14 protein-coding genes are annotated in these 13220 nt (G+C 44.7%); 7 read left to right on the forward strand and 7 right to left on the reverse strand.

The genetic code is table 11. From position 1 onward, the window contains the following. The first annotated feature begins 55 nt into the window (after positions 1-55). Both trxA and BBC0178_RS12290 read left to right on the forward strand, forming a co-directional pair. The gene (gene trxA, locus BBC0178_RS00700) at positions 56-379 is read left to right on the forward strand and encodes a thioredoxin (protein ID WP_077969890.1); all 324 of its coding nucleotides are present in this window, start codon (positions 56-58) and stop codon (positions 377-379) included. A 754-nt stretch (positions 380-1133) separates the two neighbouring features. Then, on the forward strand, positions 1134-1310 hold the full coding sequence (locus BBC0178_RS12290; RefSeq protein WP_188317747.1) for a helix-turn-helix domain-containing protein: 177 nt from the start codon (positions 1134-1136) through the stop codon (positions 1308-1310). A 211-nt stretch (positions 1311-1521) separates the two neighbouring features. On the opposite strand, the gene BBC0178_RS00715 is transcribed toward BBC0178_RS12290, so the two are convergent. Further along, on the reverse strand, positions 1522-3096 hold the full coding sequence (locus BBC0178_RS00715) for a peptide chain release factor 3 (protein WP_078038850.1): 1575 nt from the start codon (positions 3094-3096) through the stop codon (positions 1522-1524). A gap of 244 nt (positions 3097-3340) precedes the next feature. Further along, positions 3341-5005: a lysine--tRNA ligase gene (locus tag BBC0178_RS00720; protein WP_078038851.1), complete on the reverse strand. Its 1665-nt coding sequence runs from the start codon at positions 5003-5005 to the stop codon at positions 3341-3343. Positions 5006-5126: 121 nt separating this feature from the next. Here BBC0178_RS00720 and BBC0178_RS00725 point away from each other — a divergent pair, with 121 nt between their 5' ends. Then, positions 5127-5537 (forward strand): tellurite resistance TerB family protein, encoded by a 411-nt coding sequence (locus BBC0178_RS00725; RefSeq protein WP_225868328.1) that lies wholly within the window; start codon positions 5127-5129, stop codon positions 5535-5537. A gap of 127 nt (positions 5538-5664) precedes the next feature. On the opposite strand, the gene BBC0178_RS00730 is transcribed toward BBC0178_RS00725, so the two are convergent. After that, on the reverse strand, positions 5665-6252 hold the full coding sequence (locus tag BBC0178_RS00730) for a hypothetical protein (RefSeq protein WP_077969895.1): 588 nt from the start codon (positions 6250-6252) through the stop codon (positions 5665-5667). 445 nt (positions 6253-6697) lie between these two features. On the opposite strand from BBC0178_RS00730, the gene BBC0178_RS00735 reads away from it, so the two are divergent. From BBC0178_RS00735 to BBC0178_RS00745, 3 genes are all read left to right on the forward strand, one after another. Beyond that, complete coding sequence (locus BBC0178_RS00735; RefSeq protein ID WP_075869935.1) at positions 6698-6934, forward strand: Lrp/AsnC ligand binding domain-containing protein; 237 nt, start codon at positions 6698-6700, stop codon at positions 6932-6934. Between the two features lie 43 nt (positions 6935-6977). Then, the gene (locus BBC0178_RS00740; RefSeq protein ID WP_149867387.1) at positions 6978-7349 is read left to right on the forward strand and encodes a hypothetical protein; all 372 of its coding nucleotides are present in this window, start codon (positions 6978-6980) and stop codon (positions 7347-7349) included. 119 nt (positions 7350-7468) lie between these two features. Further along, positions 7469-8011: a copper chaperone PCu(A)C gene (locus BBC0178_RS00745; protein WP_077969897.1), complete on the forward strand. Its 543-nt coding sequence runs from the start codon at positions 7469-7471 to the stop codon at positions 8009-8011. A gap of 197 nt (positions 8012-8208) precedes the next feature. Here the strand turns inward: BBC0178_RS00745 and BBC0178_RS00750 are convergent, their stop codons facing one another. The 4 genes from BBC0178_RS00750 to BBC0178_RS00765 all read right to left on the reverse strand — a co-directional run bounded on the left by BBC0178_RS00750 (position 8209) and on the right by BBC0178_RS00765 (position 12113). Then, a complete protein-coding gene (locus BBC0178_RS00750; RefSeq protein ID WP_078038854.1) occupies positions 8209-8820 on the reverse strand; it encodes an alpha-ketoglutarate-dependent dioxygenase AlkB family protein in 612 nt (203 codons plus the stop codon). A gap of 535 nt (positions 8821-9355) precedes the next feature. Next, positions 9356-9883: a LysM and BON domain-containing protein gene (locus BBC0178_RS00755; RefSeq protein WP_078038855.1), complete on the reverse strand. Its 528-nt coding sequence runs from the start codon at positions 9881-9883 to the stop codon at positions 9356-9358. Positions 9884-10001: 118 nt separating this feature from the next. Next, on the reverse strand, positions 10002-10439 hold the full coding sequence (gene arfB / locus BBC0178_RS00760; protein ID WP_078038856.1) for an alternative ribosome rescue aminoacyl-tRNA hydrolase ArfB: 438 nt from the start codon (positions 10437-10439) through the stop codon (positions 10002-10004). Between the two features lie 78 nt (positions 10440-10517). Further along, a complete protein-coding gene (locus tag BBC0178_RS00765) occupies positions 10518-12113 on the reverse strand; it encodes a phosphoenolpyruvate carboxykinase (RefSeq protein WP_077969905.1) in 1596 nt (531 codons plus the stop codon). Positions 12114-12482: 369 nt separating this feature from the next. Between BBC0178_RS00765 and BBC0178_RS00770 the strand changes: the two genes are divergently transcribed. After that, complete coding sequence (locus tag BBC0178_RS00770; RefSeq protein WP_075869626.1) at positions 12483-13205, forward strand: response regulator transcription factor; 723 nt, start codon at positions 12483-12485, stop codon at positions 13203-13205. The last annotated feature ends 15 nt before the right edge of the window (positions 13206-13220 follow it).

The following is a 13220-nucleotide window of genomic DNA, read 5'->3' on the forward strand; positions in this document are numbered from 1 at the left end:
GGAATCGGTCTGGCACGCCAAATTTAGGCAAATTGGAATCACAAAGGAAAGATCAATGAGCACTGTAAAAGTCGATACAAGCAATTTTGAAAATGACGTGCTAAAGTCGGCAGAACCTGTTGTTGTAGACTTCTGGGCAGAATGGTGCGGTCCATGTAAAATGATAGCCCCCTCGCTTGAAGAAATTGCTACCGAATTACAGGGTAAGGTCAAAGTCGCCAAAATCAATATTGATGAAAATCCCGAACTTGCAACGCAGTTCGGTGTCCGTTCAATCCCCACATTATTGTTGTTCAATAATGGTGAAATCGTCTCCAATATGGTGGGTGCTGCTCCCAAAAGCCGTTTGGCAGACTGGATTAAAGACGGAGTAAAATAAGTCCGTAGAATTTATTTTAATAAAAACGGCATCCAATTCATTTGGTGCCGTTTTTGTATTTGTGTTATCCGTTTCCCGTTTACATATTTGGCTTGTCAATTTTCGTCTCGGCTTGTCGGCAAAAACTGTTCCGATGCAAATGATTTGGAGCAAAAAAATTGCGGTATTCCGACTTATAAAGCAGAGAGCGTAAATGGGATTGGCCATTATCCAATCCTGTTTTTTGAGACAAATTTTATAAAAACCACCACGCAAAACCATAATCCGGCTCACTTTTAATCGTTAAAACCCTCGCAATTTCAGAAAAATCAAGAAAGTGAATCAACCGGAGATAGAAAGGCGAGGGCAAGAAAGCGGTTCAATAAGAAAATTCATGAATTTTAGGTTTATTTTCTTTCATTATTGTATTATTTCTCGTTTTTAGTATATCTCTTACTTCTATGGCTGGAGTTATTCTGCCATGAGGATAGAGACTTCAGGTGCATTATGAGCTTTGCCCGGTGAGCCTGGATTATACGGAACGATCGAATTGGGGGTCGGTCGTGCAAATTCCTTTTAATAGAATTTCGAATTTAAACAAACTTGGGCACTTATGTATGTGATAATCCGATGGATTTATCAAAATTACATAATCCCAATTTTTGCGGGATGAGTTAATGATGACTGATATGGAAATTGCCTTTAACGTTTCCTCAGATAACATTCAACATTAAAGCAGAATGAAATACAAAGTGATCTGAAAATTGGAAGCTTGTTGCGTCATTTTCGTAAGAAAAATGGCATTACCCAAATGCAATTGGCATCAATTGCGGGTATTAGTCCCCAACAAATACAGAAATATGAAAAAGGGGCTGACAGGATTGCTGTGTCAAGATTGATAACGCTTCTCGATTTTTTGGATATCAATTTTGAAGAATTTTCAAAGCGATGAAGAATCTTAAACAATCTTGATCAAATAATCAACGACGTCCGGTTGCTTTTCCCCTTTGTCGTTGATTTTCTTCGTTGAACATTATGAAGAAATAGAAATTTATCGAAATTATTATCGGGCAGCTCGAAGCAAGCTTGCACATTCCGAAATGCGAGCTATGCGAGTGCCCGAAAATCGGAAGCGGCAGTTCTTTAAATTTTGACCATTTAGATCAGGCGCTCCGTATCTGATAATCTTTGATTGTTGCAAACTTGATTTTTGGTGATCGTTCCGCTTCATAATTGAGCGAAAAGTTGTTTTCTGCGAGAAATACCGGATTGCCGTCGAGATCGGATGCAATTGCATCGCGGTGTGTCGAAACAAATTTCTCGAGATCCTCTTTGTTATCGGCCGAAATCCAGCGGCATACAGTAAAGCGGGCCGGTTCAAAACCGACAGGAAGAGAATATTCGACTTTGAGACGCTCGGTCAGAACATCAATTTGCAAAGCACCGATCACACCGACAATCGACGGCGAACCATCGTCAGGCATAAAGAGCTGAACAACGCCTTCTTCCGCCATTTGCTGCAAAGCTTCTTTAAGTTTCTTTGCCTTCATCGGGTCACCGAGACGAACACGGCGCAAAATTTCCGGAGCGAAATTCGGAACGCCTTTGAAAAGAATGTCTTCGCCTTCTGTCAGCGTATCGCCAATGCGTAATGTTCCGTGGTTCGGAATTCCTACAACGTCGCCGGCATAGGCTTCGTCGGCAATCTGGCGGGAGCGGGCAAAGAAAAATTGCGGCGTTGATAATGTCATGGGTTTACCGGTGCGCACCAGTTTTGCTTTCATGCCGCGGGATAAAATTCCCGAACAAACGCGCAAAAACGCGATGCGGTCGCGGTGGTTGGGGTCCATATTGGCTTGTATTTTAAAAACAAAACCGGTCATTTTCGGCTCTGTCGCCTCGACAATGCGTGTATCGGCAACTTGCGCCCTCGGACTTGGCCCATAGGCAACAAGAGCGTCGATAAGATCACGCACACCGTAATTCTTCAGTGCTGAACCAAAATAGACAGGGGTCATTTGGCCTTCACGGAACGATTTTAGGTCAAATTTTTTACATGCGTCACGTGCAAGAACAACGCCTTCAACAAAAGCCGCACGGTCATTTTCCGGCAGCAACAGGGCTGCTTCTTCGGGGCCTTTGACAGGGCGCGGAGTTTTTTCTTCGTCTTTCTGGCGTACAAGATTGTTATGAAGGTCAAAACTTCCTGCAAAATTTTTGCCCGATCCGATTGGCCATGTCACAGGGGCTGTATCAAGTGCGAGCTTGTCTTCAATCTCGTCCAATATCTCTAATGGGTCGAGTGCTTCTCTATCCATTTTGTTGACAAATGTCACAATCGGAATGTCGCGCATGCGGCAGACTTCGAACAGTTTCAATGTTCTGGGTTCGATGCCGCGGGCTCCGTCAAGAACCATGACAGCGCTATCGACAGCCGTCAATGTGCGGTAGGTATCATCGGCAAAGTCTTCGTGGCCGGGTGTATCAAGCAAATTGAATATATGATCTTCATATTCGAACGTCATAACCGAGGTGACAACCGAAATACCGCGTTCGCGTTCGATTTTCATCCAGTCGGAACGGGTCTGGATGCGGTCTTTCTTGGCCTTGACCTCACCTGCAAGCTGGATGGCGCCGCCGAACAATAACAATTTTTCGGTCAAGGTTGTCTTACCGGCATCAGGGTGCGCGATAATAGCAAATGTGCGGCGCCGCGCGACCTCTTGTGCCTCGTTCATAACTCACTCCTGTTGTTTCGTTATCCAAGCGACCCGATTGTTTTTATAACCGGCCGGTCGATAATAAAATTCCGCTTCTTTTACCTCTTTTTTTAAAAAAGAGTGAGGAATTTGTGTCCTTTATCTAAAAATTTTCAACAAATTCGCGGCAAGCTTGAAGTTTGTCTTCGAGAACTGTACCGGATTGTTTCAAAATCATAATGAAAGGGTGAAAAGCCCCTTTCATGGTGAGTTTCGACCTCTTTTATTCGTTGACAAGTTTTCCGGCGAGCGCGTCGGCAATCAAGCTCCGCGTTTCATCAATGCCATAAAGAGCAATGAAGGAGCCAAAACGCGGTCCCCGTTCCTGACCGATCAGAACTTCATAAAGCATTTGGAAAAATGAAACAGAAACGCCAGGCCCCCCGTCAGGGACTTTTTTGTTGTGGTCCTGATAGCGCTCTGTCACACGACCAATGTCGAGAAGTGCATTCTGGATGGTGTGGGCATCGGCATCTGCCGGCAAGTTTGCAAGCGTTTGGTCGATTTTTTCCAAAGTTTCACGCTCGACAGCATCGGGTGCACGGAATTTTTTGGTCGGTTTGACGAAATCATTGAAATAGCGGATTGCAAAACCGACAAGACTGTCAAGTTCGGGCTGGTTTTCAGGTGTAGCACCCTTGGCATAACGCGAAATAAAGCCCCATAAGACATCGGCATTCTCGGCATTCGATGCACTCACGAGATTGAGCAACATGGCAAAAGGCACCGGTAAATCCACTTTGGGCGGATTGCCATTATGCATATGCCAGACAGGATTGTTAAGCCGGTCTTTCCAGCTTTGCTTCGGATAGGCTGAAAGAAAACTGTAATATTCGTCAACAGCTTTCGGTATCACATCGAAATAAAGCCGCTTGGCAGTTTTGGGTTTCTGATACATATAAAGGCCGAGGCTTGAGGTGGGCGCATAGGTAAGCCATTCGTCAATTGTCAGGCCATTACCTTTCGATTTTGAAATTTTTTGTCCTTTGTCATCCAGAAATAGCTCGTAATTGAAACCTTCCGGCGGTGTCCCGCCAAGGATACGACAAATTTTTGAAGACAAAGCCACAGAATCAATCAGATCTTTGCCAGCCATTTCATAGTCGATACCTAAAGCCGTCCAGCGCATAGCCCAATCGGCTTTCCATTGGCATTTGACCTTGCCACCGGTAACTTCGGTTTCAATTTTTTCACCGGTTTCCGGCTCGATATAGGTGATCGTACCCTTTTTGGCATCATGGGCAATCATTGCAACTTGCAAAACTTTTCCTGAAACAGGAGAAATCGGCAAAAATGGCGAATAGGTCGCGCGCCGTTCTTCACCCAATGTGGGAACAATGACAGCCATGATTTTATCGTAATTGGCAAGCATTTTAAGGAGCGTTTCATCGAAACGTCCCGAAGTATAATAATCGGTCGCGCTGGCAAATTCGTAATTGAAGCCGAAACGGTCAAGAAAAGCGCGAAGCCGCGCATTATTGGCAGCGCCAAAAGAGGGATAATCTTTCGTAAACGGGTCGGGTACTCGCGTTAACGGTTTACCAAGATAAGTCTCCATCAGTGCACGGTTGGGGACATTTTCGGGTACTTTGCGCAATCCGTCCATGTCGTCGGAAAAACATAACAATTTGGTTTTGACTTTATTTTCCGTCAACACATGAAAAGCGTGGCGCACCATTGTTGTGCGCGCAACTTCACCAAAAGTTCCGATATGCGGCAAACCGGAGGGACCGTAACCGGTTTCGAACATCACTGTATCAGGGTAGCCCTTTTTCTCGTAACGTTTGACAATCTTGCGCGCTTCTTCGAACGGCCATGCTCTGGATTCGGCTGCCGCATCAATGACATCCTGATTAAGATTTTCTGCCACGAAATTGTCTGTTGCCATGGGGTTTTATCCTGAATTTGAATCGTTTAAGAAAGCTCTATGGCTCAAACAGCTTTTCGTCAATCATTGTAAGAAAAAAGCGGAAAAAACCATAGACGAAGAGAGTAAAAGGGAGGAACTTATGGAAAAACTGACAGCACACGAAGCGTTAATATATATCATGGTCACAACCTCTGCCGCTGATGCGGCGGTGAGCGACGATGAACTGGAATTGATGAGCGAAATTGTTGCGCGTTTTCCGGTTTTTAAAGGGTTCGACCGGAAGCGTCTTGATCAATTGGCTGCAAAATGTTGTTCTTATCTTGCTCTTGAAGATGGAATTGAACAAATACTTGAAGTGACCGGCAAGGCACTTTCTCCAAAGCTTCGTGATACTGCTTATGCTCTCGCTGTTGAAGTTGCGGCAAGCGATCTTGATGTCAGGCAGGAAGAATTGGTGTTTTTGCAAATTTTACGCGAGCAATTCGAGCTTGAGGATTTGACTGTCGCGGCAATTGAGCGTTCAGCGAGAATCCGTTTCAGAAAAGCTTGAAGATACATAGTCGAAGAAAAAAGAGAACTGATCCCCTAAAATTCATTCCGGCCAAGACTGACCTAATTTTAATTTGGAATCGCGAAATGGGCTTTTCAATTTGTTTATTTCACTCAATCACTAAACATTATTTCACGAATGGCGAATATATCCCCGGATCCTGATCATCTTCCGGATTGCCAGTAAGGTCATCGCTCAAACGCATTTGCTTGAACTCTTTTTCTTGCGAGTTGAGAAAAGCTTTAAGAGCAGTGCTTACACGTGCGGCCGCATCGCTGTCGCTATCAATCATAGCATCAAGAAAATCTTTCAATGAAATACCGATAAGGTCAAATCCGAGGTCTTTTTCAACGGCCCGAAGATCATAACTATTTCGCGGAGAATATAAAATTTCTTTCAAATAGGCTGCGGCTTCCTGAATTGGCAAACCATGCGGTTTTTCAAGGCCGAATTTTTCCGAAAGCACATAGAGAAGCTTTTCTTCTTCATCCTCGATCTCTTCGGCACTTTTCTGGTTATCCAGAGGTTTGAAGCGATTGGCAACTTGACGTGCGCCATTTTCGGCCTGTGAAGAGGTACTCGGTGTTACAGCATTGAATGTTTCTGCAAGAGTGTCGGAACTTGAATCACCATCAAGATTTTTTGCACGACGGTTGGTCAGCTCTGTGGCGGCTGCTACCGTGACATAAAGTTGCACAGGAATGGGTGGTATCATGGCAATTCCCTATCCGGCATTGGAAAGCCGAAGAATAAACGATTGTGGGAATAGGTGCAATTGCTTTTAAATATTAATATTCAATATAAATTACGAATAGGGAATTCAAAATCCGTTAACATAATAATATTTATATAAAATATGTTTAGTCGTGAATTATTAATTCATTGGGCTTGATCTCACTATTAAAATAAAATTTTAAACTTTAAATTGAATATTGGAATTTGTGTTAAGTTTTAAGGGTAAAATATTTATTTTCTCTTCCATCTAACCCAATAAAAGCCGGACGAAATCGTTTAACAAATTATCCTTTCGCAAATTGAAGCCAACACAAACGAATTTTAGAGCAGGAGACGCTTGATGAACATGTTTTCATCCCTGAATGAAGAAACTGTGTTGATTTCTTCTCGATTTCATGTGTTTGTTTGGCTAAAGGAGAATGAACATGAAGCCAATATTTATCCAGTTGCAGTGTGCGCCGGGTACAGCTTACGATGTTGCCGACATACTTTATGAACGCGAGATTGTTTCGGAACTCTATTCCACAAGTGGTGAATTCGAGCTTCTGGCAAAAATCTACATCGAAGAAGGCAAGGATATCGGTAAATTCATCAATGACAATATTCTTGATATACCCGGTATCACACGGTCTTTGACAACGCTCACTTTTACTGCATTCTAGACCTCTTAACCATGAAAATAGCGAGAAAACACCGGGTCAGCTGATGCAGTTGGTAAAGCATAAGCATCAATTTTTTATATTTGTGCTCGTTGCTGTGATGACAATTCAATCAGTTGTCATGGCAAAAGCCGGTGTGCTTGGTGAATATGCTGTTCGCGATGCTTACGGCGGCATTATTTGCGCGTCCGCAGCCGGAAAAGGTCGTTCATCCCAAGATCATTTCCCTGTCCCCGCTTGTTGCATCGGCGGGTGTATCCTTTCTGCGGCCCTTCAAATATCCGGACCGGTTAATGTCGTTCTTGAAATATCCAAGTGTTCAAGCGAGGCAATGGCTGTCATTCGGGTTTTGTTGCTTCCCTGCGAGCAGCCATCATTTGTTTATGATGCACGCTCGCCGCCCCATATAATTTCCTGAGCCGATTTACTATCATTTGCCAATTTTCAATTCCGTTCATCGGACTGAGAAAAGATCTTTGGCAAATGGTCATAAACATCTTCAACACGAATTCATATTTTAAATATCAGGAGTTATATATGTCTTACGCTTTTCAAAAATGCTCGATTTTGATCAGGACAAGCTTTGCTGTTCTGGCAGCTTTTGCCTGTTTGTTTCTATCCTTGTCGCTCGGTAGTGCTTTTGCCAACGATTATAAAATTGGTGATATTGAAATTACCAATGTTTGGGCACGTGCGACCCCGAACGGGGCAAAAGTTGCCGGTGGTTTCTTTACCATTGTCAACCATGGTAAAGAAGCTGACAGGCTGGTGTCTCTCTCTTCGGAATTATCCGATAAAGCACAAATCCATTCAATGGAAATGGCTGACGGTGTCATGAAAATGCGTCATCAGGCGGATGGCGTGGTCATTCCGGCCGGTGGAACAGTCGAATTCAAACCGGGCAGTTTCCACGTCATGTTTATGGATCTCGACAAAACCTTGAACAAGGGTGACGAATTCAAGGCAAAAATGGTTTTTGAAAAAGCCGGCACTGTCGATGTGGTCTTTACTGTTTCGGGCATTGGTGCACAAGCACCCGATTCAATGCCTGCCAATCATGAAGAACATCAACATCATTAAAAGACTACTTTTCGAATTAAAGTTTTCACGAAAAAATAAAATGCGTGGCGAAAATCTGTCACGCATTTTTGTTGATCAAGATTTTTATTCAAGTTTTTAAAAACATTACCAAGAGAAAAGTTTTCACGTGAAACGCTATTCCATGATAGGCAAGGGGCTTCTTTCAGGAAGCAAGCCTTGCCAGAAATATTTCTATTTTACCCGACAGGCGTAATACGTCGCAAAGTCAGGTTGATACGGCCGGGGACTTTCAAAAGTGTAGAAGTTTCAGGATAAATCCGGTCAACCCCATGAAATGCAAGACGCATATCACCGCCAAATAGAATAACATCGCCGCTATTCAGCCGTAAGGAATGGGTTTTCCCGCCTTTGACTGGCGTTCCGACACGAAAGAGACATGTATCGCCCAAGGATACTGAAATGACCGGAGCGGCAAGTTCTCCCTCATCCTTGTCCTGATGCATTCCCATGCGTGCGTCCGGCGCATAAAAATTAATGAGGCAGGCTTCCGGCGGAGCGCCAAATCCGGATAATTTTTGCCATAATTCTTGGAGTTCTCGGGGAATTTCCGGCCAAGGTTTTTGCGTTTGAGGATGCGTTTCCTGATAGCGATAGCCGCGATCTTTATCGGTGACCCAGCCCAGTTTTCCGCAATTGGTTTGCCGGACACTCATCGGCTTTCCGGTTTTTGGCATTCTGGGAACAAATAATGGCGCTTGCCGGACGATTTCTCTCACCTCATCAACCAGTTCTTCCTGACCGGTGCGATCGAAATAGTTCGGGAAATAATCAAAGCCATAAAAATCCATTCTTTGAAAATAAACAGACTGTGACCGCTCTTCAAGATGCCGAGCAACATTCGCCTTGTCCGATCTTCAAGACGAATTGGTTTCTGTTTTTAAAAGCCTGCATTGGCTAATTTTTGAGAGGTGTTTCATTTCCCAATAGCTTTTTCGAAAATTGCTTCAGGTCTTCCGCTGCAGCCTTCCGCTATCCTCACCGACAAGATTTACGCAGTTGTCGGGGAGGAGAAAAATACCCACGCATCTAATCCCGAAAACCGTTTCACACTTTTCGGGATGGGTTTTTGAGTGCCCACGCATCTTGTCCGAAAACCGTTTCACACTTTTCGGGATAGGTTTTTGAGTGCCCACGCATCTTGTCCGAAAACCGTTTCACACTTTTCGGGATGGGTTTTTGAGTGCCCACGCATCTTGGCCGAAAACCGTTTCACACTTTTCGGGATAGGTTTTTGAGTGCCCACGCATCTTGTCCGAAAACCGTTTCACACTTTTCGGGATGCGTGGGGGGTGTAGGGTGTGGTGTAAAAATAAGAAAAAATAATCAGGCCTGATTAAGGTCGGGAATGCGAAGCTTTTGACCGGGGAAGATTTTTTCAGGTGATTTCAACATAGGCTTATTTGCCTCGAAAATAATCTTGTTTTTATCGCCATGACCTTTTCCATAAACTTCTTCAGCAATCTTCCACAAAGTATCGCCCTTTTTCACTTCGTAAAAATGTGGTTCTACCGGTTGTGAACCTGACGGTTGAGAGGCCGAAGAGGTTTGCGCAGTGCCCGCTTGTGCCGTTTGGCTGCTTGCCGATTTTTGGCCGTTCTCAACCTTAAGATTATCGGTATTGACCGATTCAATGCTGTGAAGGTTGCCAACCGCAAGAATTGCTTTTTCCAGTGTTGCCTGATCTTTGACAGCGCCGGTCAGAATTGCTTTGCCGTTCTCGACAGCGACTTTAACGTTTTCTGTCCCGAGATTAAGGCCATCCAAAGCTGTTTTAATGCTTTGTGCGTCAGGGGCTTGTTCCCCGATCCCAAGTTTTTCACCAACCGATTTTACGAAATTAAAAAGTCCCATTGCATTCTCCTTTCAAGAAAATGCGCGTCTTGCCCTTTTTAAGGCGGAGCGGCACATTGTTAGAGCGGAAACCCGTGTTCCGTCTTTCAATGAAAGACATAGAGCAGGAATTTAAATTTCAATCAGGAGTTACTTTTGAACGAGCCTTTTTCACCTCTGAACGAATATTTTTGGCTTTCAATCTTCGTTCAATCGAGCCTTTGGTCGGTTTTGTTTTCCGTCGCTTTGGTGGCGGTGGTTCAGCCGCTTTTTTGACAAGTGAAACAAGTCTTGCACGCGCATCTTGCCGATTTTTTTCTTGCAAACGAAAACGCGATGCTTCGATGAGGATTTCTCCATCTTTCGTTGCTTTTTGACCGGCCAATTTTATGAGGCGGGTGAATATATCGTGGGGAAGGCCTGCCCGATAAGCGAAATAGCGTAATTGGACAGCCGTGGCAACCTTGTTAACGTTCTGTCCGCCAGGTCCCGAAGCACGAATAAAATTTTCCGCTATATCACTTTCGCGTATGCGGATTTTTGCATTGATAAAAAGTTCGCCTTTTTCGCTATCCATTTTTGCAATTATAACGTGGATGCGCCAATAAAAAAGCCCGGTTACAAGAACCGGGCTTTCATTTAATTATTTTTGAACTCAGGCCTTAGGGGCTGCGTTTTTCACTTCATCATCAACATGCGGAATGAATTTCTCGAAGTTTTTGATGAACATGCCAGCAAGTTTCTTGACCTGTTCGTCATAGGCAGCTTTGTCTTTCCAGGTTGAACGCGGGTCAAGAATTTTCGAATCCACTCCGGCAACGGCCTTCGGTACCATAAAGCCGAAATTCTCGTCTTTGCGGAATTCGACATTTTTGAGCGAACCATCCAACGCAGCGTTCAGCAATGCGCGGGTTGCCTTGATTGGCATACGGCTGCCAACTCCGTAAGGACCACCAGTCCAACCGGTATTGATGAGCCAGCAATCGACATGGTGTTCGGCGATTTTCTTGCGCAACAAATTACCATAGACAGAAGGATGACGCGGCATGAACGGTGCGCCAAAGCAGGTCGAGAAAGTTGCTTCCGGTTCGGTTACGCCTTTTTCGGTACCAGCAACCTTGGCTGTATAGCCGGACAGGAAGTGGTACATGGCTTGTGCCGGTGTGAGTTTGGCAATCGGCGGAATAACGCCAAAAGCATCGGCCGTCAGCATGATGATGTTTTTAGGCTGTCCACCCTTGCCGGTTTTACTTGCGTTATCAACGAAATAGATCGGATAGGCGGCACGGGTATTTTCAGTCAGAGAACCGTCATTGAAATCGGGTTCACGATCTTTGTCGAGGACGACGTTTTCAAGAATGGTACCGAAACGCTGGGTCGTGGAATAGATGACCGGTTCCGCTTCGGCAGAGAGCCGGATGACCTTGGCATAACAACCGCCTTCAAAATTGAAGACGCCGTCATTGCCCCAACCGTGTTCGTCATCGCCGATCAATGTGCGGCTTGCATCGGCCGAAAGTGTTGTCTTACCGGTTCCTGAAAGGCCGAAGAACACAGCGGTATCGCCTTTTGGCCCTTCATTGGCTGAAGAGTGCATCGGCATAACGCCTTTTTCAGGCAGAATGTAGTTCAATGCGGTGAAGACCGATTTTTTCATTTCACCGGCATAGGATGTACCGCCAATCAGAACGATAAGACGGGTTAGATCGCAGGCAATCACTGTCTCGGAGCGTGTTCCATGGCGCTTCGGATCGGCACGGAAAGACGGCAGATTGATAATTGTCATCTGCGGAACATAGGATTCCAGAGCTTTGTCATCCGGACGGATGAGGAGGTTGCGGATGAAAACGGCATGCCATGCATATTCTGAGGCAACGCGCGCCCTGATGGAGTTTTCATGATCCGCACCACCAATAAGATCTTCGACAAATAGATCGCGCCCTTTTGCATGTTCGACAAAATCGGCAAACAACTGGTCGAAATGTTCCTGACTCATCGGCTTGTTGTTGTCCCACCAGATATTGGGTTCGGTCTCTTTTGTGCGAACGATGAACTTGTCTTTTGCTGATCGGCCCGTAAATTGGCCTGTATAGGCAACAAGCGCTCCTTCGGCTGTCAATTTCGCTTCATTGCGACGAATTGCTTCTTCATAAAGAAAAGGCGGTTTAAAATTATAATAAACATTGCCCAGATCTTTAAAACCGAAGCTTTTGAGTGAAGCCTTTGGATTGAATATACCAGTCTCTTTCATAGTACCTCCGCTATTGCCTTTCGAAGCAAAAATGCCCCACACGATTGTGAGTGTGCCCTCCAAAAATCAGAAAACGCATTAAATATCAAATATTTAATCGATTTAAAAAAATTTAATTTTTTTAAAAATTGAGTTAATGAAACTTCAAGCGCTGTTTGGCGTTTACAAAATTAAAAACGGAAAGGGTGTTTTTCCTCGGTAAATCAAAGACTTTCGTGAGCTTTGCCACAATTTGTACCACATTTGTTTTGCAAAAGCGTTTTCAACACCCATATAAAGAAAATGTATGTTTAATAAGCAATGTGGATGTTTCGAAGCTTCCAAAGAAACGTTCTAAAAATAAAAACCGCAAGAAAGAGTCGGAAAACTATGAAAGATATTGCAACCACGACACAGACAATTGCACTTGTCGATGACGATCGCAACATTCTGACATCAGTGTCGATAGCCCTGGAATCGGAAGGCTACCGTGTCGAGACCTATACGGATGGCGCTTCGGCCCTTGAAGGCTTGATGGCGCGTCCGCCCAATCTCGCCATCTTCGATATCAAGATGCCCCGTATGGATGGCATGGAGTTGTTGCGGCGCTTACGACAGAAATCGGATTTGCCGGTGATCTTTCTCACTTCAAAGGACGATGAGATCGACGAGCTTTTCGGTTTGAAAATGGGTGCGGACGATTTCATTACCAAGCCGTTTTCCCAACGCCTTCTTGTTGAGCGTGTCAAGGCAGTTCTAAGGCGTGCGGCAGCGCGCGGTGAGCCTGTCAAAGCCAATGCGCAGGCCGCTACCTCTATTGAACGCGGCGACCTTGTTATGGATCAAGAGCGTCACACCTGCACATGGAAAGGTGAACCGGTCATTCTGACAGTGACCGAGTTTCTTATTTTGCAAGCACTTGCCCAGCGCCCCGGCGTTGTCAAAAGTCGTGATTCGCTGATGGATGCTGCCTATGACGATCAGGTCTATGTTGATGATCGCACCATTGACAGTCATATCAAAAGGCTGCGTAAAAAGTTCAAACAGGTTGATAACGATTTTGAAATGATTGAAACTCTTTACGGAGTTGGCTACCGGTTTCGCGAGGTATAAAACAGGTAATAAAGT

It is taken from the genome of Ditibartonella apihabitans (genome assembly GCF_002007485.1).
GTDB lineage: Bacteria > Pseudomonadota > Alphaproteobacteria > Rhizobiales > Rhizobiaceae > Bartonella > Bartonella apihabitans.

What these genes read in the sequence shown, in the direction of transcription:
- trxA (WP_077969890.1), top strand. Translation starts at nt 56, where the DNA reads ATGAGCACTGTAAAAGTCGATACAAGCAATTTTGAAAATGACGTGCTA.
- BBC0178_RS00715 (WP_078038850.1), bottom strand. Translation starts at nt 3,096, where the DNA reads ATGAACGAGGCACAAGAGGTCGCGCGGCGCCGCACATTTGCTATTATC.
- BBC0178_RS00720 (WP_078038851.1), bottom strand. Translation starts at nt 5,005, where the DNA reads ATGGCAACAGACAATTTCGTGGCAGAAAATCTTAATCAGGATGTCATT.
- BBC0178_RS00725 (WP_225868328.1), top strand. Translation starts at nt 5,127, where the DNA reads ATGGAAAAACTGACAGCACACGAAGCGTTAATATATATCATGGTCACA.
- BBC0178_RS00730 (WP_077969895.1), bottom strand. Translation starts at nt 6,252, where the DNA reads ATGATACCACCCATTCCTGTGCAACTTTATGTCACGGTAGCAGCCGCC.
- BBC0178_RS00735 (WP_075869935.1), top strand. Translation starts at nt 6,698, where the DNA reads ATGAAGCCAATATTTATCCAGTTGCAGTGTGCGCCGGGTACAGCTTAC.
- BBC0178_RS00740 (WP_149867387.1), top strand. Translation starts at nt 6,978, where the DNA reads ATGCAGTTGGTAAAGCATAAGCATCAATTTTTTATATTTGTGCTCGTT.
- BBC0178_RS00745 (WP_077969897.1), top strand. Translation starts at nt 7,469, where the DNA reads ATGTCTTACGCTTTTCAAAAATGCTCGATTTTGATCAGGACAAGCTTT.
- BBC0178_RS00750 (WP_078038854.1), bottom strand. Translation starts at nt 8,820, where the DNA reads ATGGATTTTTATGGCTTTGATTATTTCCCGAACTATTTCGATCGCACC.
- BBC0178_RS00755 (WP_078038855.1), bottom strand. Translation starts at nt 9,883, where the DNA reads ATGGGACTTTTTAATTTCGTAAAATCGGTTGGTGAAAAACTTGGGATC.
- arfB (WP_078038856.1), bottom strand. Translation starts at nt 10,439, where the DNA reads ATGGATAGCGAAAAAGGCGAACTTTTTATCAATGCAAAAATCCGCATA.
- BBC0178_RS00765 (WP_077969905.1), bottom strand. Translation starts at nt 12,113, where the DNA reads ATGAAAGAGACTGGTATATTCAATCCAAAGGCTTCACTCAAAAGCTTC.
- BBC0178_RS00770 (WP_075869626.1), top strand. Translation starts at nt 12,483, where the DNA reads ATGAAAGATATTGCAACCACGACACAGACAATTGCACTTGTCGATGAC.